Consider the following 16,317-nt stretch of genomic DNA (forward strand, 5'->3'; position numbering starts at 1 on the left):
ACACATCCCTTTTCTCTAAAAAGATCATTTTAAAGGATGAATTTCTTATCAGCAGGGATTAGCCTTTATTTTTCATTTTATCCCCTATTTTTTTTCTGAATGGTCTATAAAACGTTATTTTATTATTCGACAGACAAAAAAAAGCCGCTCAAACGAGCGGCTCTTTATGTATGAATGGTTCAAAGATTATTTACCTTCTTCCATTTTTCTTTTCAACTCTGCTAATGCATCGATGTCTCCAAGAGTAGATCTTTCTTCGTTGTTAGAAGAAGAAGTTACGTTTCTAGAAGAAGCTTCTTTTACGTTTTTCTTCTCTTCGTCTCTGAAGATACCTGTGTGAGATACTACTACTCTCTTGAATTCTTTGTTGAATTCGATTACTTTGAACTGAGCATCTTCACCTTTTTTGATTTTAGATCCATCTTCTTTCTCTAATAATCTTGAAGGGCAGAATGCTTCTACTTCAGCATCTTCGAATTGAACAGAAGCTCCTTTATCGTGAACTTCTACAGCTTTACCAGCGTGGATTGTTCCTTCAGCATATTTAGTTTCGAATTTATCCCATGGGTTTTCAGTCAATTGCTTGTGACCTAGAGATAATCTTCTAGCCTGAATATCTAATTCAAGAACTACAACGTCTAATTTATCACCTACTGCGCAGAACTCAGATGGGTGCTTGATTTTCTTAGTCCAAGAAAGATCAGAGATGTAGATTAATCCGTCGATACCTTCTTCTAACTCTACGAATACACCAAAGTTAGTGAAGTTTCTTACAGTTCCTACATGCTGAGATCCTACAGGATACTTAGCTTCGATGTTTTCCCATGGATCTTTAGACAATTGCTTGATACCAAGAGAAATTTTTCTTTCTTCTCTATCTAAAGTTAATACTTCAGCTTCTACTTCATCACCTACTTTTACGAAATCTCCAGCAGATCTTAAGTGAGTAGACCAAGACATTTCAGAAACGTGGATTAATCCTTCAACACCTGGAGCGATTTCTACGAATGCACCATAGTCAGCAAGAACTACTACTTTTCCTTTTACTTTGTCACCTACTTTCAAGTCAGCAGAAAGAGCATCCCAAGGATGAGCTTCTAATTGCTTCATACCTAATTGGATTCTTGTTTTCTCATCATCGAAATCAAGGATTACAACTTTTACAGTCTGTCCGTCCTCCAGGATTTCAGATGGGTGGTTCACTCTAGACCAAGAAAGGTCTGTAATGTGGATCAATCCATCAACACCTCCTAAGTCAATGAATACACCGTAAGAAGTGATGTTCTTAACAGTTCCTTCAAGAACCTGACCTTTTTCAAGCTGAGCGATGATTTCTTTTTTCTGACCTTCGATATCTGCTTCGATCAATGCTTTGTGAGATACCACTACGTTTTTGAACTCAGGGTTGATTTTCACAACTTTGAACTCCATAGTTTTTCCTACGAACTGATCGTAATCTTTAATTGGCTTAACGTCAATTTGAGAACCAGGTAAGAATGCTTCGATTCCGTGAACGTCAACGATCATACCACCTTTAGTTCTAGATTTAACAAAACCGTTAACGATTTCTCCAGTTTCGTGAAGTTCGTTTACTTTATCCCAAGCTTTAAGCGTTCTCGCTTTTCTGTGAGATAATTGTAATTGACCAGTTTTGTCTTCTCTCTTGTCAACCATTACTTCTACCTCATCACCTACTTTTAGGCCTTGGTTGTAACGGAATTCGTTTAGAGAGATAACACCTTCAGATTTGAAGTTGATGTCTACGATAGCTTCTTTATCAGTTAATCTTACAACTTTACCAACTAAAACGTCGTTATCGTCAAGGTTGTTTAAAGATCCGTTGTAGATTTCTTCTAAATCGCTTTTTTCTTTTCTCGCATCTGCATCAAGACCTGATTCGAATGAATCCCAATCAAATTGTTCTGGTGCTACGTTTTGGTTTAATAAAACCTCTGCTGAATTTGTCTCTTTTGACATTTTCTAATAAAATTTGTATTCCTTCTTTTTTAACGGTTTGAATAAATGCGGATTAAAAAATACGGAAGTAATTAATTGTAAGTAATTTACTCTTCAAACCTTTTCGCCACAAAAGTGGGTGCAAAGATATGAATTTTATTTAAATTAAGCAATAGATTCCAGCAGGCTAATATTTAACTTATATATTTCAAAATCAATACTTTGATCAAAAGAATGCTTCGACTGAGTTTACCATGACAGCAGATATTGCTTTGTTCTAAATGTAAACAGTTATTATTAGAGATTTCATGCTGAGCAGAGTCGAAGCATCTATAACTAGTGGGGAGACAAAAATGAGATTCTTCATTTCGCTGCGCTCCATTCAGAATGACAGGAACGCAGAATTAAAAAAGAGCAATACTTTTGTACGCCACTCAAACTCTCCTACTCTAAAACCCTACCACTCTCAAACCCTCAAACCCTCAAACTCTCCCACCCATCACCCGCTTAAATTCATTACCTTTGCAGCATGGAATTACAGCCGATCTATCAAAAACTGCAGATTCAGGATATGAATCAAATGCAGAAATCTACTTATAAAGCGTCTGAAGACAATACAGACATTGTTTTACTTTCTCCCACAGGATCCGGGAAAACGCTGGCCTTTTTATTTCCTGTTCTCAGAAATCTGAAAAAAAATGTTCAGGGAGTTCAGGCATTGATCTTAGTTCCGGCAAGGGAACTTGCTTTACAGATTGAGCAGGTTTTTAAATCCATGGGGACAGATTTTAAAGTTTCGGTCTGCTATGGCGGTCATGACAAAAAAATTGAGGTTAATAACTTAATCGAAGCTCCGGCTGTATTGATCGGAACTCCCGGAAGAGTTGTTTACCACTTAAGAAATAACAATTTTGATCCGAAAACGATTAAAACGCTGGTTCTTGATGAATTCGACAAAGCTCTGGAATTGGGTTTCCATGATGATATGGAATTTATTTCCAATTCTTTAAAAGGACTTTCTCAAAGAATTTTAACATCTGCCACAGCCATGGATGAAATTCCGGCTTTTACAGGCTTAAAAGATGAAAAAGTAATCAGTTTCCTTAAAGAAAATGATGTAAAACCGGATCTCCAGCTGAGAAAAGTAATGACTATTCCTGAAGAAAAACTGGATACACTTTTCAATCTGGTTTGTAAAATCGGAAACAAAAGGACGTTGATTTTCTGCAATCACCGTGAGGCTGTAGACCGTATCTCTGAACTTCTCAACCAAATGGGAATCGACAGAGAAACCTTCCATGGTGGTATGGAACAGGATGAAAGAGAACGTGCCTTACTGAAATTCAGAAATGATTCTGCTAGAATTCTTATTACAACTGACCTGGCTGCCCGCGGACTTGATATTCCTGAAGTAGAATCTATTGTTCATTATCAGCTTCCTCCAAAAGAAGATGCTTTTATTCACAGAAACGGACGTACCGCAAGAATGAATGCCAAAGGCTTTGTCTACCTGATCATGACGGAAGAGGAAAACTTCCCGTTCATTAAAAATAATACCCCTGAAGAAAGTGTTGCCAGATTTACTAAAGTTCCGCAAAAAACACCTTTCCAGACTGTTTACATCAGTGCAGGAAAAAAAGATAAAGTGAACAAAGTGGATATTGTAGGATATCTGCTAAAAAAAGGAGAACTTCAAAAAGAAGATGTCGGAATTATTGAAGTAAAGGACACCACTTCCTATGTTGCCGTTGCCAGAAATAAAGTAAATGCTCTTTTAAGAAAGCTTCAGAACGAAAAACTGAAAGGTAAGAAAGTGAAAATGGAGGTTGCTTATTAAACCTTCTACTCAATTGTCATTGTGAACGATGAAGCAATCTCATCTCTAATGAAAAGAGATTGCTTCGTCGCTATGCTTCTCGCAATGACACAAAAATTATTTAATACCTCTCACCCTTGTAGGGAAAGTATATACAGATTTAGAGGCAGTAATGAACAAAATATCGTTATTTTTTCCACCAAAAGCTACGTTAGATGTCCATTTTTCAGGAATAGAAATATGATAGATTTTCTTTCCCAAACGGCTAAAAACATGTACGCCATCTCCTGTCAAATAAAGATTTCCGTGTTTATCCAGCTCCATTCCGTCTGAACCCATTTCACAGAAAAGTTTTTTCTCAGACAATTTTCCTTCTCCGAGTATATCATATACATAGGTTTTTCCGGCGTCAATATCAGAAATATAGAGTTTCTTTAATTTTTCGCTTCCAACAATTCCATTAGGTTGCGTGAAGGTATCCAGTTTCGTAACTTTTCCTGTTCTATCCCTGTAATAAAGGCTTTTATGCTGGATTTCCTGTTTAAAACCAATCCAGTAATCTCTTTCATACAAAGGGTCTGTAAAATACATCCCTCCAAATTCATCATTCCATACATCATTTGGCCCGTTCAATCTTTTTCCTTCAAAACCTTTTAGCAGAACTTCAACTTTTTTGTCTTTGGAAATCTTCCAGATCTCACCCTGATCGTCTGAACAGGTAATTAAATAACCGTCTTTATCAAAGTGGGTTCCGTTAGCTCTTCCCGTTTTATCTAAAAACTCGATCACTTTATTACTCTTCCAATCCCAATAATAAATCTTATCATTAGGCTGATCGGTAAAGTAAACATTCCCTTCTCGATCTGCTGATGGCCCTTCTGTGAAACTGAATTTGTCGGAAACCATTTCCGGTTGTACTCCTTCATAAAACATTTTACTATAATTTACTGATTGACAGTTTACCAATGCGAAAACCAAACCAATCATACTTATTTTAAAGATATTCTTCATACTTCATTTTTAAAGCTGCAATTTACGATATGACCCAAAAGTATCAAAATATTTTCTCATTTTGACACAATAAAACAACGAAAATAAAATGTCCCAATTGTCCTATTTTGGACGTAGATCATATTAGTAATAAAAAGATATAATCCGGAGCTTTGCAGTAACAGGATTGATCGCTTTTTTCAAAGAAAAATATTTAAAAAAAATGATGAATCCGGATGAAAATTGTACCAAAATACTTTATAGCATACAACAATGAGCGCAGAGTCCAACAATATCAAGTCTTTGGAAATTGAAAATGAAGATTTCAGAAATTCCGTAGGAACCATGGATGAAACCGGGAAAAGAAAATGGATTTTCCCCAGAAAACCTAAGGGAAAGTATACCAACTACAGAAATTATACCAGCTATCTTCTTCTTGCCATTTTCTTTGGGCTGCCTTTTGTAAAGATCAATAATAATCCTTTTCTGCTCATTAACGTGATCGACAGAAAGTTTTTTATCATTGGACAACCGTTCTATCTGCAGGACTTTTTTATTCTTGCTTTGGGAGCAGTAACGTCCGTGATATTTGTAATGTTATTTACAGTAGTCTTCGGAAGGATATTCTGTGGCTGGCTGTGTCCGCAGACTCTTTTTATGGAAATGGTCTTCCGTAAAATAGAATACTGGATCGAAGGCGACCGGAATAAACAGATGAAGCTTGACAGACAGGAATGGGATGCGGAGAAAATAAGAAAAAGGCTGACTAAATGGTCTGTTTTTCTTCTCATTTCATTGATTATTTCTCACTTCATGTTCATGTATATTGTGGGATACGAAGAAGTTTTCCGTATTATGCGTGAAGGACCAGAAGGAAACTCACTGAAGTTTCTGGTGATGATCTTCTTTACCATGACATTTTACTTTGTTTTCGCATGGCTTCGTGAGCAGGTTTGTACACTGGTTTGCCCTTACGGAAGACTGCAAGGAGTATTGATTGACAAGCAAACCATCAATGTATATTATGATTTTAAAAGAGGGGAAGGCCGTGCAAAATGGAGAAATAATGAAGACAGAAAAGCGGCAGGAAAAGGAGATTGTATCGACTGTAACCAATGTGTCGTGGTATGTCCTACAGGAATCGATATCAGAAACGGGCAGCAGCTGGAATGTGTAAACTGTACAGCGTGTATTGATGCCTGTGATGAAGTCATGGAAAAGGTTGGTTTACCTAAAGGATTGGTACGTTATGCAACGGAAGCCGAAATTGAAAATCAGGATAAGTTCCTCTTTACGCCAAGAATGAAAGCAACAACCGTTATCCTTGCATTATTAATTGGATTCCTTGGATTTTTAATGTACGATCGTGGTTCTATGGAAGCAAAATTCATCAAACCGGCAGGTTCTACTTTCTTTGTTAAAAATGGTAAAATCACCAACACCTTTATTTACACCCTTCTGAATAAGTCTAATGAAAAGAAAACCCTTTTCATCAAAGTCATTACCCCAACAAATGCAGAGATCACTTACTTCGGTTCTGAAAAAATCATATTGAAAGGAGATCAGATCCTGAAAGGAAACATTAATATTTCCTTCCCTGAAGAAGAAATTAAGTTCTCAAAACAGAATATGGTCATCGGAGTGTTTGATGAAAAAGGTCAGTTGGTAGATTCGTTTGAAACGACTTTTGAAGGACCGTTTAAGTTAGCTCTTTAGGTTGCAGATGGTAGGTGATCGGTGGCAGGTTGTAGGTGGTAGGTTGTTTGGATTAGAAAAAGTAGTTGATGCTTCCTTAATTCCCCTCCTCCGGAGGGGTGGCAAAAATTCAAAGAATTTTTGACGGGGTGGTTTACAACAATCTCTCCATTAAACTTTAAACTGCAAACCTTAAACCTTAAACTTTGAACTCATTAAGCCTTATATTTCCTCATAAACTGCGTAGGAGTCATTCCGGAGCTTTTCCGGAATACTCTTACAAAGTAGGAATATTCTTCATATCCTAAACGGAATGCAATTTCAACCAGGCTTTCATCAAGGTACATCAACATTCTTTTGGCTTCCAGCACGACCCTTTCTGTAATCACGTCTGTGGCAGTTTTTTGAACAACAGTTTGTGCAATCCTGTTCAGATGTTTGGATGAAATCCCTAATAAAGAGGCATAATGGGTAATAGATTTATGTTTTGTAAAGTTCTGTTCAATCAGATTTTCAAAATCCTGATAATGTTTAAAATAAGAAAGTCCGGCAGCTGAATCCATTGTATCAAAGTCCTTTGAAAACAATCTGGAAGCATTGATAAAAATCTGGGACATCAATGATAAAATCAGCCCTTCTTTCATGATACTTTTAGTCTGATGTTCTTCTCCCAATTCCTGAAATAAGCTAATATTTTTTTTAAGCTCACCAACATCCAACTGCAATTTTCTTGGAAAAGATACAGACCCAAAAAAGGGAAAATTTCTTAGCTTCTGATTCACATAATGCATTTCATAAAATTCCTGGGAACAAAAGAAAATATACCCATCAATATCCTCCGATAGCTCCCAGCTGTGAATCTGCCCCGGCGACAGAAAAAAAAGGCTTCCTTCCGACACTTCATATCTCTGAAAATCTATTTCATGTACGCCTGCTCCTTTGGTAAAAAGAACAGCAGCATAGAAATCATGTCTGTGAGGTTTCTCTATATGACGATGTCCCAACACCAAATGATTCTTCATCGTATTAAAATAAAAATCTGAAGTATTTTTACCCGCCTGGAAGAGATCGATATGAAGAACAGAAATCGGATTCATATATATGTATATATCGTAAGAATTCACAAATTTAGACAAAAAAGAATCAGTTTATCGTGAACCTTTATATCTACTACTACAAACGTTTGTTATTAAAGGATGAATTTAACCCCATAAATTCCTTTAAAACAAAGTATGACCGCACTTTTTACAATATATTTTGGATTAAACTTTAAAAAATTTTTATCTTTGAAGTTTAGGAGTTGTAAAATGAAAATAAATTTACCTGATAAGCTGTATTATTCGATAGGAGAAGTTGCGAAAGCATTCGATGTAAACACTTCATTAATACGTTACTGGGAACAGGAATTCCCAATTATCAAGCCTAAAAAAAACAGAAAAGGGAACCGATATTTCACTCCTGAAGACATTAAAAACCTTCAGATGATTTACCATTTGGTAAAAGAAAAAGGATATACCCTTGATGGAGCCCGCGTCGCCCTGACCACCAACAGTAAAATTTCCGAAACCATCACTCTGATCGACCGCCTGGAGTTTGTAAAAGCTGAACTGATTAAGCTGAAAGAGTCTTTAGGAGAAAGAGAAGAGGAATAAATGCTTTGAAAATATAAAACCTCCGCTGCAATTTATTGCAGCGGAGGTTTTATTGATATTAACATGGGAAAGTCAATAACTCACTATTGCTTTTTATTCAAAATTATTATTCTTTCTTAAAACTCACCACCAAATACTCTCCGTTTGAACAGTATTTCTTACAACTGTCATCTTTAAACTTTTCAGGCTTTTTGGTATACTCTTCTATATACCTGGCACTTTCAGCTGTATCAGCCGGAACTATAACAATATGGTAATTGTCAGCCACTGTACTATCGGCCTTTTTCAATGCCTCTTCCTTGTATTTCAATGCTTCTGTGTAATTCATATTTATATCGATTAATAAGGTGTGATAAAAAATTTACAAAAACCAAGCCGTTTGAAGAAATACTCTTACTTTGATGTAAGTAAAAAATAAAATAAATTTATTTAAAGAAAAGCAGAGGTGAACTTTAGACTTTGCCAGTTAAGAACTATGCTGCGCATCAGTCCTCTACTTTTTCCTTGAATATTGTTGAACAGCTTCAAATAGAATGATAGATTTCCGGATCTAATAAAGGCTCTAAAAAAGTTCAACGCTTTTAAATTTCCTAATATCAAAGCTATAATATTAGATGCAAACTTATAAGCAGGGTATTCGCCGTAATAGAAAGATAAACTCCTTATATTAATGCTGATAAACTTGCATCTTTCAAAACCACCACTGTTGCAGAGGTTTCGTTTTATTTGTGGACACGAGCGATACGCTCGCGCCAGCGGGGGGGGTGTACTGCTGTCTCCGGTAAATTGTTCACCCAGCCAATCAATTGCTCTTTCAAATAAATCCTCTGCTTTCTTTTGCTCAGGTAACAACAACTTCCTCAATATCTGTTATTCTTTCTTCAATAACTTCAGGGGTAATAAGTGGTTGCTGATTAGAGTTTCGGTAAGTTTCAGGAATCGCAGGAGAATTAGTAGAATTTTATATTTTATTTGCCCATATCAGATAATTTTCTTGTAATTCTTTTTTAATAATTTTTATATTCTCGTCCAGTATTGAAATTGATTTCTCTAAAAAATCCATTTTAGTAGGATTGTAAATATAATTTAAGATTTCTTTACTATTGGCCAAGTTATCATCATCAATGAAAATTGATGAAATATCTATTATACCAGAATCCCAAAATAGAATCAAAATACTTAATTTATCAGATTCAAATTCAAAAGATAAACCTTTATTTCCTAGAATAGATTTATTAAGAGGTCTAATCAAGGATTCTTTATTCAAACTATTCTCATCAATATATTTTTTCAATTCTTGAAATCTTTCTAAAACATTATTCATATTTATTATTTTACTATTAAAGGTGGAGTTAGATTAAACACTGGAGGAGTTAACATTCCTCCTTGTTTTTGCAGTATAAATCTTTGGCTAGCACCTGCTTCAGGATGAACTGCTTTCAACCAATTGGCTTGACCTCCATCTATTAGACTTGCTGAAGGGATATCCATTTCAGAGTACACCCAGTTCTTTGGAGCAGCATTCCAGCCATTAGGGCCGTTTGTAGAAAAGAATGTCATCCCACCTTGTTCTGTAATTGTTAATCCCGTATTAGCCATTTGATTATAAGAAGATAATGGACTCCAATGTCCAACCCTTGTCGTTCCTAACGGAAATTGTGTTTGAACACCTATAGTACTGGATAAGCTTTCACTTGCCAGAGAGTTTCCTGTGAGAGAAATTGATCCTCCTCCCAAAGTCAAAAATTTTAGACCAACTTTACCAAGAATATATTCTGAAGCAACGCCAGTTGGCGCCATTTGCATAGCAATCAAACCATTATATGCTAATTGAGACGAAGGGTTTGCATAAGGGTTGTCAGGGATAGCTCTAGCATAATTTCCAGCAGTGTAACTCTGAATTTGGGTTAGAACACTGTTAATATAACCATTAAAATCTGAATAAGAAGCGTTTCCTCCTTCGCCTAATTTTACATACCCACTCTCACCATTACCAATACGAGTATCTGAGACAACTGAATTATCTGCTTTAAACTCTGTATATCCACCTTGCTTATATGCTGCATCACCTTCTTGCATATTTTGAACAAAATTCCATTTCCCATCTTTTAATCCCCATCCTAAACTTTCTCTTCCATCAGGATCAATAAAATTAATAGGGTTACTGAACGCATAATTATAAGGACTATGTCTTGTCATCTTTTCCGCCAGCGGATCTACAACACCCCATCTTCCCAGATCTGGCATATACATCCTGGCTCCGTAATCATACATTCCCGTTTCCTACAATTCCTTCCCGTTGTACTTGTACTTATACGAGGGAGAATAATTCTTTAATAGAATTTATTTTGGCAAATAATTATGAATATCAAATAGACTGAATTGCTTATTTGATACATTAATAGTTTTTGCTTTTACCGAGTTTGGATTTGCCAGATCTGAAAACTTTTGAATTACTTTAAATAAGTAAAACTTTCCCTTTAAGTATTTAAAATATAATTCATATTCGTAATGATATCTGTTTCCATACTCAAAAGAATAGTAGAATCCATTTTTAGTTTTCCTTATAAAATTTGTAGCATAGCCTTCTACTTCATCTGTTGATAAAAGAGATTTTGTATTTATTATACATTTTCCGTTAGAATTAATTACTATAAATCTTTCTTCATTTTCTTTATTTATAGATTCATAAATATTAAAGTCTTTCTTATCAAATTTTAATTCTGTATTATTTCTTATAAAGAATTTATTTTCATCAGGACAAGAGTTGGTTTTTTCCTGACATTGTGCCAGGGTTATTGAGAAAACCAGAATAAAAAATATTTTTTTCATTACTAATTATTTTACTTTTTTCCAAAAAATACTATTTCCTCCTGCTACGGTAGCTTGTAGTCCATATTTTGTTTTTATTCCTGTGTTATAGTAAAAATTGCCATTTGACCAATTTTTAGGATTTGTAAAAACATCTTGCGGTAAATCATATTTTTTTCCGTAATATTTAACGTTTTTTCCATACTTAGATTGATTTGCAGATAAAAAACTATTGTAAAGATTCCCATCAATGCTAATACTTTTGTATTCCTCAAACTTATTTTGTGGTGTTCCGTTTGGTGATGCAAGCCCCCACGCAAGAAAATCCGTCCCGTCCCATAAAACTGCTCCCCCTGTTGGATCAACAGGGTTCGTTAATGCATCTATTACCCCGGCTCTTGCATAATTTGCTAGGTCAGAAAAATTTCCTTCATCTAATGATTTTTTGTTTGGTACACTTGAATATCCTGACATTAACAAAGAAAACATACTTTTTCCTCTTGCATCTGCTTCATTTTTATTAGCATGGGCAATATATAGATATTCATTAGGATCAGAAGAAAGTCCTTCTTGCTTTACAACTCCTGCGAGCATCTTAAATTGAGAATGAGTGATGCTTAATTCTTCAGCATTATTGAAAGTTGTTGATTTTGTTCCATCATTATTTTTTTTAACCGTTTTACTATCAGCAACATATACTTTATTATCGTTTTTACCGTCACTACCCAAGTATTTTCCAAGCTTTGTATAATAGTCACCCTGAGGCTCCATTCCATCCGGATCAATAAATCGCATAGGATTATCAAAAGCATAGTTATAAGGACTATGCCTCGTCATTTTCTCTGCCAGGGGATCCACAACACCCCATCTTCCAATATCCGGCATATACATCCTCGCTCCGTAATCATACATTCCACTTTCCTGAAGTTCTTTGCCATTGTACTTATATTGATACGCTGGATTTCCTGTCATTACATTATACCCCTCATGCTTCAATCCAAACGGATAATAATTACTTTCTTCAATGATCTCTGTTCCTGCTCCATTTTTAGCATAACTTAATCTAACATTTCCAAGGTGGTCAGTATAATTATACACATACTTTCCGGTTTCAACATTAAAATATCCTTCTGCGGTTGGGAAAAACTTTAATATCGAATTGGTATACTGAAAGCCATCCAGATAATCGGTGATTTCTGTTCCGAACTTTTCTTACCTTCTTATCTGGGGTATAGACACTAGCGAGACGCTCGCCAGCAGGGGTATTCTATTTTAAAATGTAGTTGTTAAGATTTCTTCTGCCTGTTCTTCATAATCTAAAATATAGATTTTTTTGCTGTTCTTAATAGTAATTTTCAAAGAACCTTTTGGCTTTATAATAGAATCTCCTATTTCTATTTTTTCATCCCATCCTGTATGAGTAGGTAAACTATCTCTTCCATATACAACATATGTAGCTCCGTGATTAGAATAATCAGTACTTTTTTTACTTACAATAGATTTAATAGATTTATTTTTAATTTTTATAAAAAGTAAGTTATTAAGATCTTCATTACTTACTGGAGTATTTTTATAATAAATAAAAATCAAAATGAAAATACCTAAAATTATAAACGAGCTAACAAGTATTATTGGTGGATATTTTTTATTTAAAAGCATCATTTTTTATCGGGATTAATAAATTTAGTATTTGTTCTTGTCCAAGCTGCACCTACATCTAATCCAAAACCGTATCCAACACCTCCAGTAGTATACCCATTTTTGTTTTTCCCCCAAGCATTTGGATTGACATTTTGCATGAACGTAGTGTTACTATCTGTGGATCCCCCATAACTAACAGTTGCTCCAACACCTCCTGAATACGAATTACCATACCCCTCAAAATCTTTAATATGAAACATCTTATCAGGATTTGTAGTTTTAATAGGAATAAAATCACCTCCTACTCCTATCATTAGTCCATTAGCTTTCCCATAGGAATAATAGAATTTTCCGTTCCCATAAGAATCTTTAACATAGCCTGCAGCGGCAGTAAATCCAGGCGTTATTAATGGTGCAAATGTGACACTTCCTTGAACAGCTAAACCACTTACACTTGTTGCAGAAGAAGTGATTTTTTCACCATTAATTGTTCTAATGGAGTTTCCGCTTTCAACGTTGGCAAGAGTAACACTATTATTTCCTGTTTTAGCTGTAGCAGAACCATTGGCATGCAGATAATACATCCTATCCTGTCCATTATTGGATTCTCCAAATTGGTACTTTTTGCCTAAATGTTCATAGCCTGCAATTTGCTTATTGGTATCTTTCCATACATAATCACCTGTCTTCTTGTTTCGATACCAGTCTGTTGCTTCTCTTCCATCAGTATCAATAAATCTCAAAGGATTATTAAATGCATAGTTATAAGGACTATACCTCGTCATTTTCTCTGTCAGGGGATCCACCACACTCCATCTTCCAATATCCGGCATATACATTCTCGCTCCATAGTCATACATTCCCGTCTCTTGTAACTCTTTGCCGTTGTACTTGTACTGATAAGAATTCTGCGTTGTAGCTGTATAATTATGCAACAATCCAAATGGATAATAATTATTGACTTCAACAATCTCCCCAGGTTTCCAAACATTAAAACATAACGGAGAATTACCAGGTCTTGGGTTATCACAGACTCTTGATAAATATTGCCTTGCTTGTATGATACCATCCTTATTGGTATCGGTATAGCTTAATCTTACATTTCCTAGATGGTCGGTAAAATTATATACATACTGATTCAGTAATGCATCATAATATCCTTCTGTTGTTGGGACAATCCTCAGCATCATCTCTGGAGTTTCATTAGGATCTATTGTTCCATCTATCTCTGAAGGTCTGGTAGATTTATACTGGAAACCATCCAGATAATCCGTTTCTAAATCTCCAAAGAGCTTCTTCACCTTTACTCCATCTACTCTGTAAATATATTGAGTTACTATTGAGTTTTGGGTAATCTGTTTAGGTAAATTTAGATAATTATATTGAATTGATGAAATCCCTTTATCAGGCTGGCTGATCATATTTCCGTTTCCGTCTCCAGTATCATTATCATACCCTATTATATTGGGCGTTGAGGAGTAAGGATACCCCGAAGAGTTCTGCTGCTGATCTGTAACTTTTACCAGCTTGTTTCCTACATAATCATACTTTAAATTATCAATCATCAAAGTGGTAGTACTTCCCGGGAGCAGTCCCTGACTTCTCACCAGATTCAGAACATTTCCATTTACATCATAAGCCAGAAGTTCATTGTACTCTTTTGCATATGGATTCGTATCTTTCTGATAAAAACCGCCCGTGAGCCTGTTTAAAGGATCATATACATAGCCATATCTTTTTAACGGTTCATTGTCTTCAGTGAGTGTTTTCCACGATACTTCAGCAATATTTCCGTTGTATCTCGGTTTTACTTTTTGATTGGGATAATCCGAATTAGGAATTTCCAAACCTTCCACTTTGTTATAATTAATCTTATATCCAAACAGATCACTTCCTAAGTTAGCAGGATCGTTGATCTGGGTCAGCCACCCACGGATATTATATTGGTAATCTATCTGCTGAAGCGGAGAAGAAGCCGTAACTCCTCCTACTTTTTTATTCGTAACCTGGGAAATTTCATTATAGGTATTCTGAGCCAGGATTTCTTCAGCATTATTATCAATCTTATGTTTATGGGTAACCAAGCGGTTCTGACTGTCATAATCAAAGGTTTCTGTGATGACCCTTTCGGTATCCGTACTCAGTCTCTTATGCCTTGTTACAGTCTGTTTCGTGATTCCTGCAAAATCAAGTTTGGATTCTGTGCGGGTATAGCCTCCCAAATGATTCACAGAATGACTGCCAATAGCTCTTCCTTTCTGATCATAATAGGTATAATTCCTGGTCCAGTTGTCATCCTCAATATTCTTTACAAAACTCATTACAGGTAGTCCTTTGGTACTTCTTCCATCAGCTGTATGAGTGTCTGTCAATACTGGTTCTCCCTGAATTGTTGAAGGAAATGCCGGATTAAAACTGTAGGCAGGATAAGAGTCGTAATAATTAACCGACAAAATACTTTCAGGGGTAAAATAGACAGCGGTATAATAAATATTGATTCCATTCCTTACAAAACCTGTAGAATGGCGCGCATCATAAATAACCAAATCCTTGATCTGATCCTGTATTGTCGCCCTACTGTCATTTGAACTGAATATGCCTGTATAGGCAACTCTTCCCCACTGGTCATACTTGGTCATCAGCCATTTTCCAGATCCTTTCATATTGGCATCCTGGCTAAGCATCAGCCTGTCGGCTTTATCATATACCATAAACTCCCAGCCTTTGCCGGGAAGCTTTTTTTCCACAAGTCTTCCCCTGCCGTCATAACGGTACTGATAGCATAAGGTATTGAGTAGATCATCCGTAATAGACTTATGAACAGCCAGAGGAGGAATAACAAAAGCCAGCTGATCATATTCATTATAAACATAATAGGTATCCACATGTTCTGCAGGGCTCATGACTTTTCTTACTAATACAACCTGTCCTCTACCGTTTTTAAACTCTATGGTTTCATTATCATCCTCATCTTTGACAGAGTTTTTATACAATTGGTTGGGGGCATAAATGGTGGCAGGCGATAAGCTCACTACACTTTTTGTAGCTCCATCTACCCAGCTTGTGCTCGTGGTAAACTGATAGACTTCATTAAATCCGTTGGTGTCATAGCTAAACTTTACAGATTTTCCGTTCCAGTCATTACCTACCTGTTTCTGCTCCAGAATCCGATCCAATGGTGAGCTTTCCAAAACTTTTTCAGAATAGATCTTTTCATTACCGTAGGTTGTAGGATAAACACCCAAAGGTCCTGAATAATAGTTTCCATTGCTTGTGGAAAGTTGGGGAACAGGAAGATAATCTTTGACCTGTCTTCCGAACGCGTCATATTCAATATGAGTAACCACATCCCGTCCCAGTGGTGATGCAGCTATGTTAACAATCTGTTTTGCCCTTCCCAGTCCGTCAAAATACTGTACAGATTCTGAGGATTTTGTAGCTGTGGTACCATTATAATCCAGATACGTTTTGGTCTGAATATAGTTTTCATTGCTTGAAATCGTGGAAAGCTGGGCATAAGTTATATTGGATAAGAGCAACGCTCCTATTGGTATTATCAATTTTTTCATCAGTTTTAGTTTTTATAGTTGTATTTCATTTCCTTCAACACTTTGCCATTCACATCGATCACTTTCTGAAGTCTGTTAGCAGAGTCGTAAACATAGCTTTCCCTGATTCCGGATGGTGGTGTGATGCTTCTTACTCCTACTAAAGGATCATAAGTGTAAGTGGTAATCTGATAACCGGATAATGCAG

12 protein-coding genes and 2 pseudogenes are annotated in these 16,317 nt (G+C 35.9%); 3 read left to right on the forward strand and 11 right to left on the reverse strand.

All coding sequences use genetic code 11. The features are described 5' to 3' along the window. Window positions 1–186: 186 nt before the first annotated feature. Window positions 187–1,977: a 30S ribosomal protein S1 gene (gene rpsA / locus DDF69_RS09905; RefSeq protein WP_034695342.1), complete on the reverse strand. Its 1,791-nt coding sequence runs from the start codon at window positions 1,975–1,977 to the stop codon at window positions 187–189. Window positions 1,978–2,485: 508 nt separating this feature from the next. On the opposite strand from rpsA, the gene DDF69_RS09910 reads away from it, so the two are divergent. Then, the gene (locus DDF69_RS09910) at window positions 2,486–3,793 is read left to right on the forward strand and encodes a DEAD/DEAH box helicase (RefSeq protein ID WP_114820649.1); all 1,308 of its coding nucleotides are present in this window, start codon (window positions 2,486–2,488) and stop codon (window positions 3,791–3,793) included. Between the two features lie 96 nt (window positions 3,794–3,889). Here DDF69_RS09910 and DDF69_RS09915 read toward each other — a convergent pair whose 3' ends face one another. Next, a complete protein-coding gene (locus DDF69_RS09915; RefSeq protein ID WP_114820650.1) occupies window positions 3,890–4,783 on the reverse strand; it encodes an SMP-30/gluconolactonase/LRE family protein in 894 nt (297 codons plus the stop codon). A 252-nt stretch (window positions 4,784–5,035) separates the two neighbouring features. Between DDF69_RS09915 and ccoG the strand changes: the two genes are divergently transcribed. Beyond that, window positions 5,036–6,478 carry a cytochrome c oxidase accessory protein CcoG gene (gene ccoG / locus DDF69_RS09920; RefSeq protein ID WP_114820651.1) on the forward strand — a complete coding sequence of 481 codons (1,443 nt, stop codon included), beginning with the start codon at window positions 5,036–5,038 and terminating at the stop codon, window positions 6,476–6,478. A gap of 194 nt (window positions 6,479–6,672) precedes the next feature. Here ccoG and DDF69_RS09925 read toward each other — a convergent pair whose 3' ends face one another. Then, the gene (locus tag DDF69_RS09925; RefSeq protein WP_114820652.1) at window positions 6,673–7,554 is read right to left on the reverse strand and encodes an AraC family transcriptional regulator; all 882 of its coding nucleotides are present in this window, start codon (window positions 7,552–7,554) and stop codon (window positions 6,673–6,675) included. 210 nt (window positions 7,555–7,764) lie between these two features. Between DDF69_RS09925 and DDF69_RS09930 the strand changes: the two genes are divergently transcribed. Further along, window positions 7,765–8,109, forward strand: coding sequence for a MerR family transcriptional regulator (locus DDF69_RS09930; RefSeq protein WP_034695336.1), 345 nt, complete (start codon window positions 7,765–7,767; stop codon window positions 8,107–8,109). A gap of 106 nt (window positions 8,110–8,215) precedes the next feature. On the opposite strand, the gene DDF69_RS09935 is transcribed toward DDF69_RS09930, so the two are convergent. From DDF69_RS09935 to DDF69_RS09975, 8 genes and pseudogenes are all read right to left on the reverse strand, one after another. Then, window positions 8,216–8,437: a hypothetical protein gene (locus tag DDF69_RS09935; protein ID WP_114820653.1), complete on the reverse strand. Its 222-nt coding sequence runs from the start codon at window positions 8,435–8,437 to the stop codon at window positions 8,216–8,218. Between the two features lie 633 nt (window positions 8,438–9,070). After that, window positions 9,071–9,433: a hypothetical protein gene (locus DDF69_RS09945; protein ID WP_114820655.1), complete on the reverse strand. Its 363-nt coding sequence runs from the start codon at window positions 9,431–9,433 to the stop codon at window positions 9,071–9,073. 797 nt (window positions 9,434–10,230) lie between these two features. Further along, window positions 10,231–10,428 (reverse strand): annotated as a pseudogene (locus tag DDF69_RS22500) (RHS repeat-associated core domain-containing protein); the annotation flags it as partial. 24 nt (window positions 10,429–10,452) lie between these two features. Next, window positions 10,453–10,941 (reverse strand): hypothetical protein, encoded by a 489-nt coding sequence (locus DDF69_RS09955; RefSeq protein ID WP_114820656.1) that lies wholly within the window; start codon window positions 10,939–10,941, stop codon window positions 10,453–10,455. Window positions 10,942–11,688: 747 nt separating this feature from the next. Then, window positions 11,689–12,126: pseudogene (locus tag DDF69_RS22505) on the reverse strand (RHS repeat domain-containing protein); the annotation flags it as partial. A 66-nt stretch (window positions 12,127–12,192) separates the two neighbouring features. Then, window positions 12,193–12,582, reverse strand: a complete 390-nt coding sequence (locus tag DDF69_RS09965) for a hypothetical protein (RefSeq protein WP_162800897.1) — start codon at window positions 12,580–12,582, stop codon at window positions 12,193–12,195. Further along, window positions 12,579–16,130, reverse strand: a complete 3,552-nt coding sequence (locus DDF69_RS09970; protein ID WP_114820659.1) for a DUF6443 domain-containing protein — start codon at window positions 16,128–16,130, stop codon at window positions 12,579–12,581. The genes DDF69_RS09965 and DDF69_RS09970 overlap by 4 nt, the downstream gene beginning before the upstream one ends. Window positions 16,131–16,135: 5 nt before the next feature. Continuing rightward, a partial coding sequence (locus tag DDF69_RS09975; protein ID WP_162800898.1) for an RHS repeat domain-containing protein occupies window positions 16,136–16,317 on the reverse strand: 182 nt, incomplete at its 5' end.

The organism is Chryseobacterium sp. KLBC 52 (assembly GCF_003347605.1).
In the GTDB taxonomy this organism is placed as follows: domain Bacteria; phylum Bacteroidota; class Bacteroidia; order Flavobacteriales; family Weeksellaceae; genus Chryseobacterium.

Coding starts and splice junctions, on each gene's coding strand:
- DDF69_RS09970 (WP_114820659.1), bottom strand. CDS start 16,130: ATGAAAAAATTGATAATACCAATAGGAGCGTTGCTCTTATCCAATATA.
- rpsA (WP_034695342.1), bottom strand. CDS start 1,977: ATGTCAAAAGAGACAAATTCAGCAGAGGTTTTATTAAACCAAAACGTA.
- DDF69_RS09965 (WP_162800897.1), bottom strand. CDS start 12,582: ATGATGCTTTTAAATAAAAAATATCCACCAATAATACTTGTTAGCTCG.
- DDF69_RS09910 (WP_114820649.1), top strand. CDS start 2,486: ATGGAATTACAGCCGATCTATCAAAAACTGCAGATTCAGGATATGAAT.
- DDF69_RS09935 (WP_114820653.1), bottom strand. CDS start 8,437: ATGAATTACACAGAAGCATTGAAATACAAGGAAGAGGCATTGAAAAAG.
- DDF69_RS09915 (WP_114820650.1), bottom strand. CDS start 4,783: ATGAAGAATATCTTTAAAATAAGTATGATTGGTTTGGTTTTCGCATTG.
- DDF69_RS09925 (WP_114820652.1), bottom strand. CDS start 7,554: ATGAATCCGATTTCTGTTCTTCATATCGATCTCTTCCAGGCGGGTAAA.
- DDF69_RS09930 (WP_034695336.1), top strand. CDS start 7,765: ATGAAAATAAATTTACCTGATAAGCTGTATTATTCGATAGGAGAAGTT.
- ccoG (WP_114820651.1), top strand. CDS start 5,036: ATGAGCGCAGAGTCCAACAATATCAAGTCTTTGGAAATTGAAAATGAA.
- DDF69_RS09955 (WP_114820656.1), bottom strand. CDS start 10,941: ATGAAAAAAATATTTTTTATTCTGGTTTTCTCAATAACCCTGGCACAA.
- DDF69_RS09945 (WP_114820655.1), bottom strand. CDS start 9,433: ATGAATAATGTTTTAGAAAGATTTCAAGAATTGAAAAAATATATTGAT.